A 13,074-nucleotide genomic window follows, 5' to 3' on the forward strand; every position below is an offset into this window, starting at 1 on the left:
GTAGTGAGGCGGCTGTACGTTCGCGCCGCCACCGTAAGGCCTCGCCCGCTCGGGTGGCGGGCCGTCAGAGGCCTTCAGGGAGGCGGCGGCCTCGCCAGTAAAACTCGTTGTCATGCTCGTTGATCGGGCGGGCCACACGGCAGGGGGAGCCGAAGGCGACCGAATCGGCGGGGATGTCGCGGGTCACCAGACTGCAGGCGCCGATGACCGAGTTGTCACCGATGGTGACGCCCGGCAGCACGGTCACGTTCGCGCCGATCCACACATTGCGTCCGATATGGATGGGTTCGGAGAACTGGGCGACCCGTTCGCGCAAATCGGGCCTAACCGGGTGACCGGTGGTGACGAGCGTGACGTTCGGGCCGATCATCGTATGGTCGCCGATGAAGATCTCGCCGTCGTCCACCAGCGTGAGGTTGAAGTTCGCGTAGGTGTGGCTGCCCCAATGGGTGCTCAGCCCCCAGTTGGCGCTGAAGGGCGGTTCGATCCACACGTCCTCGCCCATTTCGGCGAAGAACGACCGCAACAGTCGCTCGCGCTGCGGGTCGCTCGCCTTGAGGGCGTTGATATCGTGTAGCATGTCCCGCTGCTCCTGCTGGGCGGTGGACATGAGCTTCTCGTCCCAGAAGTAAATTCCGGGCGAATGCATGATGTCGAGTGCCTCTTGCGATATGGCCATGTGCTCTCCTTTGCGCGTGGATCTCGTCATTCTTGTCGGTCTGCAATCGGTGTTCTTGCCGATTCGAGACGAAGTCCGTCCTGGTGTTGGTCTCTCAGGATAGTCCTTCAGCTGGATTGGGGCCGATAGGGATAGCCGCCGGCACGAGAGAAGCAGGACATGCTTTATTTGCCCACCCCTGGTGATTATTGGTGGAATGGACGAGACGGTTCGTGTTGGGGAATGCTACCGCGCCTGGAGCAACTTAACCAGATTGGTCTATCGGGATATGTCTTGACGCCATGCATCTTTGCTTGCGGTACGATTCGTCGAATTGACCGTTTTCGGGCTGTTGTACCGCAATCGCGTGCCACAATAGCTGAAGCAATCGTTTTCATTCTGTATCGTACCGCACTGCCGAATTCGAAAACCGCGGAAACAAGCCATTCTCGTCGAACCGTCTGAATCGCCCAATAACGCCGTCGCGGTACGAAACGCAAAAAACGCCTGATTTGTTATTTCGTACCGAGCGAGCTGTGTGCAATACGTGCATTACGCTCCTTGATGTCCTGCGTTGGAAGTTCGGTGGTCTTGTTTTCGTCTTCCCTTATCAGAGGAGCTGGCCCGGTGGGTCTGAGGGGTGGTTGGTTCGTTACGACGCGGCATATGGTCATAGCTGTCTGTATTGTCCCCATGTGCCGTTCGATGATGCTGTCCTCAGGTTTCGAGCGGTTTCCTGTCCGCGTCTTTGTAGCCGTGTATGAGTGTTTTCGGGGTTTTCGCCGAATACAGGTCGTCATGTGATCCGGTTCGGGTCAGGACAAGGACCAGCCTGTCGCCGTCGATGAAGTAGACCAATAGCCAGTCGGCGTCGATGTGCAGTTCGCGGAAGCCGGCCCATTGCCCGGTCAGGGCATGGTCCCGGTATCTCGTGCGCAGCAAATCGACGTCGCTGTCAATGATCGCCTGAATGGCTGGTTTCATACGCTTGAGGTCGACGTGCTTCTTTTTGAGGGCTTTGTGGCGTCCTGGTCGAAGGCCCTGATTGTCGTGATGGTCAGCGGTTCAGAGCGCATCGAAGTAGTCGTCCATGTCGTCGACCGACTTGAAGGAGTGCGTGTACTCGCCGTTGGTCGCCTGGCGACGGGCCTCCGCGGCGCGCAGCTGCTTGACTTCTTCCTCCAGTTCGCGGAAATGACGGTAGTCGTGCTCGTTGATGATGAAATACACAGGTTCGTTGTTGCGTAGCACGGTGACGGGAGTGTTGTCGGCGACCTTCGCGAATTCTGCGCTGGCGGTTCCCCTGCCGAACCGGCTGATGGGGACGAGGGTGTCCACGGGGACGGTTAGTGGTGCCATGTCAAACCTCCATGCAAGATAACATGTATATTCACATGCTATCACGATATGGGGTTATGCTATCGCCGGAAATCGCCCGGGCGCAGACATCCGTGCTGTTGGGACTTCATATGTATTTTCTGCGCGAAAAACGCAAGCCATATGTACCGGAATATTCCGGAACATATGGCTTGCGTTTTCTTAGAGGTCAGGGAATGACGGAATTAGGCCGTTTTCACGCCTTCTGGTAGAGCTTCGAGCCGCCTTCCTGGAACTTGCGGCTCATCTCGGCCATGCCGGCCTGGATGTCCTCGGCGGTCGCGGTTCCCGGCGTGGCCGATACGGCCGGCGTGGTCAGCGCGCCACGGGCCTCCTGAGCGGACGGGATCTTGCCGGCGAGGGTGTCCTGCACCAGCTGCTCCTGCGCCGCCGCGCCGCCGAACTGCTTGCGGATGTTCTGCGAGATGGCCATCGAGCAGAACTTCGGTCCGCACATCGAGCAGAAGTGCGCCATCTTGGCGGGCTCGGCCGGCAGCGTGTCGTCGTGGAAGGCGATGGCCGTGTCCGGGTCGTAGGAGAGGTTGAACTGGTCAAGCCAGCGGAACTCGAAACGGGCCTTGGAGATGGCGAGATCGCGATCCTGCGCGTGCGGGTGGTGCTTGGCGATGTCGGCTGCGTGGCAGGCGATCTTGTAGGCGATCACGCCCTGCTTCACGTCGTCCTTGTTCGGCAGGCCGAGGTGCTCCTTCGGGGTCACGTAGCACAGCATGGCGGTGCCGTAGCGAGCGATCTCCACGCCGCCGATGGCGGAGGTGATGTGGTCGTAGCCCGGCGCGGTATCGGTGGTGAGCGGTCCCAGGGTGTAGAACGGCGCGTCCTTGCAGATCGCCTTCTCCATCTCGATGTTCATGCGCACGGTGTCGAACGGGATGTGGCCCGGGCCCTCGATCATCACCTGCACGTCCTTGGCCCACGCGCGCTGGGTGAGCTCGCCCAGCGTCATGAGCTCGGCGAGCTGCGCCGCGTCGTTCGCATCCGCGAGGCAGCCCGGGCGCAAACCGTCGCCAAGCGAGAAGGCGACGTCGTACTTGGCGAAGATGTCGCACAGTTCGTCGAAGTGGGTGTACAGGAAGCTCTCCTGATGATGCTGCAGGCACCATTCGGCCATGATCGAGCCGCCGCGCGAGACGATGCCGGTCACGCGGTTGGCGGTCAGCGGCACGAAGCGCAGCAGCACGCCGGCATGGATGGTCATGTAGTCCACGCCCTGCTCGCACTGCTCGATGACGGTGTCGCGGAACAGCTCCCAGCTGAGCTTGGAGGCGTCGTCCTCGACCTTCTCGAGCGCCTGATACATCGGCACGGTGCCGATCGGCACGGGGGAGTTGCGAAGGATCCACTCACGGGTGGTGTGGATGTCGTTGCCGGTGGAGAGATCCATCACGGTGTCGGCGCCCCACTTGGTGGCCCAGGTGAGCTTCTCCACCTCCTCGTCGATGGACGAGGTGACGGCCGAGTTGCCCATGTTGGCGTTGAGCTTGGTGAGAAAGGCGGACCCGATGATCATCGGCTCGGCCTCCGGGTGGTTGATGTTGCACGGCATGACCGCGCGACCGGCCGCCAGCTCGGAACGCACGAGCTCCACATCGCAGTTCTCGCGCTCGGCCACGTACTTCATCTCAGGGGTGACGATGCCATGGCGGGCGTACCACATCTGGGTCACCGGGTGGTCCTTGGCGCGCATCGGCTGGTGCGTGCGGCCACGCCATTCCTTCGTCGCGCGGCCGCGCTTGATGGCGCGCTTGCCGTCGTCCTCGAGGTTGCGGCGGCGGCCCTCGTACTCCTCGACGTCGTCGCGATCCTTGATCCAGCCGAGGCGCAGGGGCTTCAGGCCCTCCTTCGGGTCGCACTTGGGGCCTTCGGTGTTGTAGTCGATGAACGGCGGGTTCGGGCCCACGCCGGGGGTGTCGGACAGCTTGATTTCGGTGTACGGCACCTCAAGGTCGTAAGCGCCGAACTGGTTTTCGAAGTGCACCGGCTTGGTCTTGCGGATGTGTGCCTTGTCGCGCTGCTTGGAGCCGCGGGCGGCGATGTCCACGCGCTGCTGCTTGGCGAGCTTCTGCGCGGCCTTGGCCTCCTTGGCGTTGGTGAACTTCTTCTCGGTGGCCTCGGCGCCGGCCGGGGCGGTGCCCTCCTGCGCGGCCTGCGTGTCGGCGGCCGGGGTGTGGGTCACGATGCGCTTGGCGTAGCCGTGCTTCCTCTCGCCGCGTACGGCCTTCCATCCCTCGACCATCGCGCGAGTGGCTGCCTCCGGGTCGTCGGCGCCGGCGATGGCGGAGACGGCGAACCAGCCGGCGGCCTTGGTGCCCGCCAGCATGGCCATGTCGGCCGCGGTCACGCCGCCGCCCACGACCACCGGGAAGTCGCAGGCCGCGCAGATGGTGTTGATCTGCTTGTCGTCCAGCGTCTTGCCGGAACCGTCGTTGCCGCCGACCGACGCCTCGGGCTTGGTCTTGGAGACGTGCAGCGGGCCGGCGCCGATGTAGTCGATGCAGCCATCGGGCAGCTCATTGATGAGCTTGACGAGGCTTTCGGTCTCGGCGGACAGACCCACGATTGCCTCGTCGCCGAGCAGGGCGCGGGCCTCGCGCGGCTCCATGTCGGTCTGGCCGATGTGCACGCCGTCCACCTTGATGCCCTTGCGGCGGGCCTGCCAGACCACGTCCGCGCGGTCGTCGATCACGAAGGCCACGGAGTCGGACTTGTTGTTGTCCTCGATGATCTGCGCGATGTCCTGGGCCATGGCGGTCAGTTCGGAGGCGTCCGCCTTCTTGGCGCGCAACTGGATGAAGGTCGCGCCGCCGCGCAGGGCCTGATCGACCACGTCGGTCAGCGGGCGGCCCTTGCAGTCCTCGGGGCCGACCACGAAGTACGCGGACAGGTCGAACGAGTCGCGCATGGAGGCGTATGGGTATTCGTTGTTCATTGGTGTTCCTTGGTGTTGGGTTATTAAGGAAGTCTTGTTGTGTATCAGTGGGTGGGGAGGTGTGGATTCCTCGGTCTTGACGCCCTCTGCTGAGGGGCTGGTCGGCGGATTATGGGCAAGTCGGGTACCGGTGGGCTTGGCTCCTTGTGATGAGGGAGCTGGCTCACGTAGCGAGACGGAGGGAGAGACCACCCCTTCTTGACTCGCTACGGTTCATTGCATCGCAATCGCAGATTCCGCCACCTGCTCGGGCGTGAGATTCCACAGCGCATCCAGCAGATGCACCTGGAACGAGCCCGGGCCGTCGGCCTGGGCCTCGGCGATCTCACCCGCGCGGTTGTACAGCAGGGTTGCCGCGAGGGCTGCGGTCAACGGCTCGGCGACGGCCAGATACGTGGCGGTCACGCCGCCCAACGAGCAGCCGGCGCCGGTGATCTTGGACATCAGCGCGCTACCGCCCGGCAAGCGGTAGACCTGCTCGCCGTCGGTCACCAGATCCACCGCGCCCGAGACGGCCACGGCTGCCTTGCCGGCGGGGGCCGAGGCGGCGAGGAACCGGGCCAGTCGCTTCGCCGGTTCCACGGCCGCGTCCACTTCGTCCACCGATTCGACGCCGGCGGGACGGGTCTCCGGATTGTTGCCGTCGGACTGGTTCAGCCCCCACATATCGGCCAGCGCGATGATTTCGGAGGCGTTGCCGCGCACGATAGTTGGCGGCGTGGCGCGGAAGGCGCGCAGAATCTCGGTGCGCGTCCGGCCGATGCCCGCCGCCACCGGGTCCAGCACCCACGGGTGACCGGACTTGCGGAAGGCGCGCGCGATCTGCGGCAGCGCATCCGCGTAGAAGGGCAGCAACGTGCCCACGTTGATGTAGTCGGCGCCGGAGATGGAGGCCGTGTCGATCACGTCGTCCGGCAGGAAGCTCATGGCAGCCGTGCCGCCGGCCGCAAGCTGCGCGTTGGCCACCAGATTGATGGTCACGAAGTTCGTGAACGACTGAGCCAGCGGCGTCTTGGCCTTCACATCCCGTACGGCCTGCGCGATGCCGTGGCGTAGAGAGGCGAGCTCGTCGTCATCGGCGTGTGCGCTCGCCGTGGCTATATTGCTATTGCTCGCATTGCCTGCATTCGCGCAATGGCAATCAGCGCAATGTCCGTGCTCGTCATGGTCGTGTCCATTCGCACCGTGTGCGTCCGTGCAACATGATGCGTGCGAATCATCGCTCATATCACTGCTCCCTACGATGGTCTTAACCAACAGGTTCTAAGGGTCAGGCCGTGGCCATTCTCAACCCGTGTCGCCACGGGTTCCCCTGCATTACGTTGCCGACGTTATGCCCCAACATGGACATGGTTGTTACAAAATCGCACAGAAACGGCGAATCGGCCCGCTTCGGGTCTGGCGAGTCGCAGCTCGGCATGGTATAAATCCGCGATTTCCTTGACGATGGACAGGCCCAATCCATTGCCGGGCCGGTTCTCCAACCGTGAGGCCGCGCCTCGGTGGAAGGGGACGAGCAAGTTGTCCAGGTCGCTGGAATCGGAAGGCCGGCCGGCATCGGAGGAGCCACCGGATTCGTCGGATTCGCCGGATTCGCCGGAATCATGCGCGGCATTGTTGCCGGCGGACCCATCGTTGACGGTCGCATCGCCGGCGGCCCCGCCATCGGCACCCGTCTCCGTGCTGTTCTCCACCAACAGCTCCGCGCGGCCGGCCGCCGTGCCATCGTCCATTGTGCTGCCGTCCGTAGTGCTGCCACTCACCGTGCTACCGTCCGCGGTATCGCCACTCACCGTGCCGTCGCCCACTACGCCGCCTGCCGCACGCACAGTGACGGCGATGTCCCCGCACTCCACGTTATGCACCACCGCATTGCGCACGAGATTGCCGACCAGCAGCGCGAGCATCGTCTCGTCCGCCCGCACCCGCACCGACCGGTCGATGTCGGTGCGCACGTTCAATCCGCGCGCCTCGATCGCATCCCACGAGACATCCAGCGCGTGTTCCGCCGCATCCCCGAGCGATGTCTCCGGCGGCTCCGCGTCGCCGTGATGCAACGCCATGTTCTGCACGCGCGACAGCGCCAACAGCCCCTCCACCAGATCGGCGGCGTTCCGATCGGCGTCGAGCGCGCGCCGCACTGCGGGCTCCACATCATCGGGGAAGCGGCCCTGGCTCAGCGGCGCGTCCAGACTGGTCTCGATCACCGCGATCGGCGTGCGCAGCTCGTGCGACGCGTTCGCGATGAACTGCCGTTGCGTGGCCGCCGCGCGCTCGATACGCTCCAGCATGGTGTTCACGTCCCCGGCCAGATCGGTCACCTCGTCGGACCCCGCCAGCGTCACGCGCCCACCCGGTTCGGCAGGGTCAAGCCGCTGCATCTGAGCGCCCAGCGACGAGATGCGCCCGGCCAGCCGCCGCGAGATGAGCCACGCCATGATCATGGCCAGCACGGCGAACGCGGCGAACAGCGCCAGCGAGAACCACATGGCGCTCTGCATCAGGGGCTTGCGCATGTCCGCATCGCTGATCTCCATGATCGAGCCGGGCGTCATCGGCCCGCAGCCCACCGCGTAATTGGTGTAATAACAGCCGGTGGTTGACACATAGAGCTCGCCGTTCTCGGGCGAGGGCAGCGTGGAGCCCTTGGCCACCTGATACAACCGGTAGGACGACCGGTCGTAGATGCGGCTGAAGAACATGGCCTGCAACGCCAGCGCGATTGCCAGAAACACCGCCACCAACAGACCGATGGCCAGCGCGATCTTGCCCCGGAATGTGCGGGGAGCCAACCGTACGCGAAGGCGTCGTCGCGTACGACGTTCGTGGTGCTCGCTCATGGCAGCCGGTACCCCTTCCCGCGGGCCGATTCGATGGCCCCGCGTCCGCCGGCGCGTTCGATCTTCTGCCGCAGCGTGTAGATGACGGTTTTCGCCGCGCCCGTGCTGGCCGAACCATCCGGCCAGACCTCGGCGATGAGCTCGTCGAGACCGACCCATCCGCTGTCCGCCTCGTCCAGACGCCGCAGCACCGCGAATTCCTTGGCCGTCAGGTCCAGCGGGGTCTCATGCCAGTACGCGAGCCGACGTTCGCAATCGATCATGAGCGGGGAGGGTCCGGTTCCGGGTGCCGAGCCGGGCCCGCCGCTGCCAAGCGACCCGCGATGGCGCGAATCGTGCCGCAGCAACGCGCGGATGCGGGCCGACAGCTCCCGGAAAGCGAACGGCTTGGCCAGATAGTCGTCCGCGCCGAGGTCCAGCCCCTCCACGCGGTCCTCGAGGCTGCCGGAGGCGGTGACCATGAGCACGCTCACGTCGATGCCCATCGAACGGATCGTCGTCATCACCGTGTCGCCGGACATGACGGGCAGATCGCGGTCGAGCAGCACGATGTCGATGTCCTCCCGGTGCGCGGCGAGCAACTCCAGCGCCTCGACGCCGGTCCCGGCCGTCCAAGTGCGGTACCCCTCATGCCGCAGCGCGTCGTCGAGCGAGGCGGCCATGCCTGTGTTGTCCTCGACGATCAGTATCCCCGCCATCTTCCGCCGCCTCACGATCCGGTCATTCCCCGTGTCGGTTTCCCGCACTGATTGCCCCGATTGCCGATATGCCGGCCTCTACCAGATGTACTCCACGGGGTCGTCGGTGCTGCTTGACGACCAGCCCTGCGCCGCCTTGCAGCCGCGCACGCGCGAGTCGTCGAAGTCGTAGCCGAGCTTGTCCTTTGCATCCGTGAAGCCTTCCGTTTGGAGCAGGGTATACCCGTCATTGAAGTCCTTGACCGTATAGCTTGCGGGCACCACGCCCTCGCGTTTCATGCAGTCGACGACCGCCTCCTCCACATTCGCATAGAGATTCGGGTTGCCCTGCTGCTGCCCGTACAGCCGCTGCACATGATCGAATCGCAGATAGCAGTCGGCGTAGGCGTCCTGCCATGCCTCCTCCTGCGCGTCGGTGCCCGGCATGTGGCTCATGATGTCCATCATGCCGTTCGGGAACCGTTCGAGCTTCGGCTCCTTGAATCCGCGGTCGACCATGCAGGTCTTGTAGTCCGACCAGACCTTCTCATACGCGGCGGTGGAGACCCGCCCCTCCTTCTTGGCCTGCTCGAGGATGGGACGCTCGTAGTCGTCCACGTACGGATCGCTGAGCACCTCGTCGATGTATGCGGGCAGCGAGCTCGCCAGACGGCCGTTCTCGTCCGCCTCATACAACGTGGACGCCGGGCCCTCCTGCGCGGACGCATCGCCGGTTCCGGCGGTGTTCGACGTCTCGGCCTTCCCGTCGCCGGGCGTTCCCGGGAGCGTGCACCCCGTCAGCCCCACGGCCAACGCCAGCGTCAGCATCACGGCCGCTGCGATGCGCGGCCTTCCGTTCAACCATGCCATCGAAACCCCCTTGTTTACCGTACGCATCGTTCGTGTACCTCGTGCGCGACGCCCACCACCGCAAGGTATCCTCGTTGAAAGCCCGTGCCTTCGTCGAGAACCATGCGCATCCGTCGCGCATCCGTCGGGATCGGACCCATCGGTGTGCATTCGTGGAACTGCGTCCAGAACCGGGTCCAGATCCGAGTCCGTACATCCATGGACTCGGATTCATGGACTTGCGGGCGATTCGCACCCCGTCAATCCAATCCGTACGTCCCATTCTAGGAAGCGCATGCCTGACCTTCGCCTGACTTTGCGCGCAGACCGGTGGGACCATGGCAGTACCCGAAACGGCAGTGGAGACGTGCGGGACGGTGAACCGGAAGGGGGGACCTTGTCATGGCGAGACAATCAAGTCGAAACGGCGGTGGTGGCAGCGGATTTGGCGTTGGCGACAGGCGGCGCGGGCGCGTCTCTGTCACTTGGCTGCTGCTGGCGATCATCCTGACCGCGGCGATCAGCGTGGGAGCCTGCGCGTTCCTGCTGCCCGACCGGCATCCGGCGGTGCTGGCCCGCGCCGGCGAGATCACCAGCGCACCCGTCACCACCCAGCAGTACGACGCGAAACGGCAGATCACCGTGGTCCCCACGGTATCCGCGCCGCGCAAGGTGCTCATCAACACCTCCGGCACGGTGACCGCCGATCACTCCGCCGGAGGACTGCATTCCGGCACCGCCGCGCTCGAGGTCGACGGCCGGCCCATCGTGACGCTCGCCACCGAAAGCCCGCTCTACCGCGATCTCGCGCCTGGTGACACGGGCGAGGACGTGCGCGCGCTCAACGCCGAACTGACGCGGCTTAGCTACAACGCCAATCCCGAATCCGACCAGTACTCCAGCCTCACCTACTGGGCGGTCGTCGCCCTGTTCGGCAACCTCGGCGTCCGTTCGGACGGCGCGTTGCCGCTTGCGGACGTGATCTGGCTGCCGCAGGACGGCGCAACGGCCTCCTCATGGCAGGCGGCGACCGGCACGATGGTGGCCGCAGCATCGCCGATCGCCGAAATCCCCGGTGCCATCACCTCGCTTACCGTGAAGAACGGCACACCCAACGCCGCCGACCAGACGATCACCGTGTTCGGCGAGCAGGGTGTGCTCAAGGCCGGTGCCACGGTGATCGACGACCCCGAGTTCTGCGCACGCGTCACGGCCTCGCGGGAGTTCCAGTGGGCGCAGCAGGGCGCCGACCTCACCCAGGGCGTGGACGCCACGGTGGCGCTCGCCACGCCCGTGGACGTGCTGCGCGTGCCGGCGGCCGCCGTGTTCGGCGTCAAGGGGGACCGCGGATGCATCGCATCCGATGGCAGGACGATGCCGGTGACCATCATCGGCGCGGACCTAGGCGTGAGCCTCATACGGCTGGGAGATGAGAGGACTGCGGCGGGCCGGCAGACGGGGGATGCCGCCGATGGGCAGACGGCCGGAGACGAATCCGCGGGTGGCGCGACGGCGCAGGCACAATCCGAAACGCCGTCCCGCGTCTCCCTCGGCAGTGCGATTGCAGGTGCGACATGTTCCTGATTCGTGGGGGACGGCGTGGAAAAGCGGCGACCGCGAAGTCGGCATCCACGGCCGAGATTTCCCCCGCCGCCTCGCCGATGCGGGTGGTGGGGGAGGGTCTCGCGCACCGGTTCCCCGGCACCGACGTGCTGTTCGAACACCTATCGTTCACGCTCGAGGCGGGGCGGACCGTGGCCATCTGCGGACCATCCGGCTGCGGCAAATCCACACTGCTGTCGATACTCGCGGGTTGGGAGAGGCCTTGGGCCGGCACCGTGGACCGCGGCGGCGTACGACGGGTGGGTTGGGTGTTCCAGAACCCGTACGGCGTGGCCGAACGCACCGCACTCGACCATGTGGTCTTCCCGCTGCTCGCACAGGGGATGCGTCGCGCTGATGCGGAGCCGCAGGCTTTGGAGGCGATGGGGCTGTTCGAGCTCGAATACGCCGCCGACCGTCCGTTCGCGGCCCTCTCCGGCGGCGAGGCGCAGCGGCTCATGCTCGCCAGAGCCGTCTGCGCGAAGCCCGACATGCTGCTCGTGGACGAGCCGACCGCGCAGTTGGATACGCGCACCGCGCACAGCGTCAGTCATGTGCTCGGCAACCTTGCCGGCCACGGCATGATCGTGGTCGTCGCCACCCATGACCGCGACACGCGCGATGCCTGCCAGCAGGTCATCGACCTCGCCGACTACGCGCCGGCCGATCCCGCTCTGGGTGATTCCTCGCCGGCCGATTCCGCGCAGGGCGGTTCCTCGCTGGGCGATTATGCGCCGGCCGAACATCCGACTGCCGATTCCACGCCGAAAGGAGAGCGGCCATGAGACTGTCATCCATCATCTCCGAGGCGGTCCGCAACATCGCCTCCGGTGCCTCACGCACCATCATCTGGTTCCTCGCGCTGGCCGTGTCCGGCACACTGTTCGGCGGTTTCGAGGCGCTGACCATCATCGGGCAGGAGAACACCGCAGCGGCCCGCATCGAGGCCGCCGCCGACGTGACCACCATCGTCAGCCCCGTCTCCGCCATCGACGGAGCCGCCTGTGACCGTCTCATCGAGGCCCAAGGAGGACCCAGCGCATCCGGCGCCATGCGCGAGGGCGAGCAGATCACACCTCGTTCTACCCCTGGACGCAGCATCGGCTCCTATGAGGTCACCGCCGGCATGATTCGGCTGCTCGCGTTGTCATCGGTGATTTCGTCATCGGCGTCATCGGTATCATCGACGACCACCGCCGGCCACGGCTCACCGTCCGGTGACTCTCCTTCTTCCGACTCCTCCTCTTCCAATCCTGTTTTCTCCTCCGCGAATCAGCCGGCCGCCGACGCGAGCGGCGTATGGGTCTCCACCGCGCTCGCCCACGATTTCGGCTGGGCCAAGGGGAGCCTGATGGAGACCGACCATGGTGACATCCCCGTCGCCGGCGTCTTCGACTGGCCCAACGACGGGCGCGACACCCGCTTCGTGTACGCGCTCCTCGTGCCGGCATCCGCCAGCGCCAAACCATTCGCCGAATGCTGGGCGAAGCAGTGGCCGCAGACCGACGCACTCGACCTGCTGCTCAACGAGACCGCCATATCCGGCGTAGCCGATGCCAATACCCTGCCCGGCGTCACCCAGCTCAACAAAAGCCACGACCGACGCTACAGCGCCGCCAGCCTCTACGAGACGCGCATGACCCGCGTGCTGCCCGTCGCGGCGCTCGCCGTCGGCGTCGTCATCGGCATCGCCGCCGTGCGCCGCCGCCGACTCGAATACGCGGGCGCGCTGCACTGCGGTCAGCGCAAAGGGGCCCAGCTGCTCACCGCGTTGTGCGAGATGCTGATCACCTCCGGGGCCTCCATCGCCGTGGCCCTGCCCCTGCTCGCCGCGCTGTGCTGGCGGCTCTCCCCGTCCGACCCCGCAGCGGTGTTCCTCGCGGCGGTGCGCCCGCCCGCGGCCATGCTCTCCGGCGCCCTCGTCGCCACTGCGCTGGCCGTGCTCGCCGTCCGCGAATCCCGCCTCTTCCGCCTGTTCAAGGCCCGGTAGCATACTGCCGAATGCGGTGCGGGTCGGGTCTCAACCCGACTCTGCCGGTCGCCTACTTGTGCATACCGTCGAATCCGGCGCGGGGCGAGTACCATGAAGACGTTTGCATGAGCCGTACGTTTTCCGGGAGGAAC

At 65.4% G+C, this 13,074-nt stretch carries 10 protein-coding genes, 1 pseudogene and 1 riboswitch; of the genes and pseudogenes, 3 read left to right on the forward strand and 8 right to left on the reverse strand.

Going from position 1 to position 13,074, the window contains the following annotated elements; all coding sequences use genetic code 11:
* Positions 1-64 precede the first annotated feature (64 nt).
* From BMYO_RS07125 to BMYO_RS07160, 8 genes and pseudogenes are all read right to left on the reverse strand, one after another.
* Positions 65-679 (reverse strand): sugar O-acetyltransferase, encoded by a 615-nt coding sequence (locus BMYO_RS07125; RefSeq protein ID WP_094667798.1) that lies wholly within the window; start codon positions 677-679, stop codon positions 65-67.
* Between the two features lie 696 nt (positions 680-1,375).
* A pseudogene (locus tag BMYO_RS07130) lies at positions 1,376-1,666 on the reverse strand (type II toxin-antitoxin system RelE/ParE family toxin); the annotation flags it as partial.
* 57 nt (positions 1,667-1,723) lie between these two features.
* Positions 1,724-2,017, reverse strand: a complete 294-nt coding sequence (locus BMYO_RS07135; protein WP_094667800.1) for a hypothetical protein — start codon at positions 2,015-2,017, stop codon at positions 1,724-1,726.
* 214 nt (positions 2,018-2,231) lie between these two features.
* On the reverse strand, positions 2,232-4,982 hold the full coding sequence (gene thiC, locus BMYO_RS07140) for a phosphomethylpyrimidine synthase ThiC (protein WP_094667801.1): 2,751 nt from the start codon (positions 4,980-4,982) through the stop codon (positions 2,232-2,234).
* 213 nt (positions 4,983-5,195) lie between these two features.
* A complete protein-coding gene (thiM, locus tag BMYO_RS07145) occupies positions 5,196-6,209 on the reverse strand; it encodes a hydroxyethylthiazole kinase (protein WP_094667802.1) in 1,014 nt (337 codons plus the stop codon).
* A riboswitch (TPP riboswitch) is annotated at positions 6,201-6,306 on the reverse strand. Its footprint overlaps the gene before it by 9 nt.
* 7 nt (positions 6,307-6,313) lie before the next feature.
* Complete coding sequence (locus BMYO_RS07150; protein ID WP_094667803.1) at positions 6,314-7,822, reverse strand: sensor histidine kinase; 1,509 nt, start codon at positions 7,820-7,822, stop codon at positions 6,314-6,316.
* Positions 7,819-8,520 carry a response regulator transcription factor gene (locus BMYO_RS07155; protein ID WP_094667804.1) on the reverse strand — a complete coding sequence of 234 codons (702 nt, stop codon included), beginning with the start codon at positions 8,518-8,520 and terminating at the stop codon, positions 7,819-7,821. Before BMYO_RS07155 ends, BMYO_RS07150 begins: the two co-directional genes overlap by 4 nt.
* Before the next feature lie 78 nt (positions 8,521-8,598).
* The gene (locus BMYO_RS07160) at positions 8,599-9,369 is read right to left on the reverse strand and encodes a hypothetical protein (RefSeq protein WP_094667805.1); all 771 of its coding nucleotides are present in this window, start codon (positions 9,367-9,369) and stop codon (positions 8,599-8,601) included.
* A 381-nt stretch (positions 9,370-9,750) separates the two neighbouring features.
* Here BMYO_RS07160 and BMYO_RS07165 point away from each other — a divergent pair, with 381 nt between their 5' ends.
* The 3 genes from BMYO_RS07165 (at position 9,751) to BMYO_RS07175 (ending at position 12,940) form a co-directional block, all read left to right on the forward strand.
* Entirely contained in the window at positions 9,751-10,932 is a 1,182-nt protein-coding gene (locus tag BMYO_RS07165) for a hypothetical protein (RefSeq protein ID WP_094667806.1), read from the forward strand.
* Between the two features lie 77 nt (positions 10,933-11,009).
* On the forward strand, positions 11,010-11,735 hold the full coding sequence (locus BMYO_RS07170; RefSeq protein ID WP_094667845.1) for an ABC transporter ATP-binding protein: 726 nt from the start codon (positions 11,010-11,012) through the stop codon (positions 11,733-11,735).
* Positions 11,732-12,940 (forward strand): hypothetical protein, encoded by a 1,209-nt coding sequence (locus tag BMYO_RS07175; protein WP_094667807.1) that lies wholly within the window; start codon positions 11,732-11,734, stop codon positions 12,938-12,940. Before BMYO_RS07170 ends, BMYO_RS07175 begins: the two co-directional genes overlap by 4 nt.
* Positions 12,941-13,074: the final 134 nt, after the last annotated feature.

Origin of the sequence: Bifidobacterium myosotis, assembly GCF_002259745.1 — a bacterium.
GTDB lineage: Bacteria > Actinomycetota > Actinomycetes > Actinomycetales > Bifidobacteriaceae > Bifidobacterium > Bifidobacterium myosotis.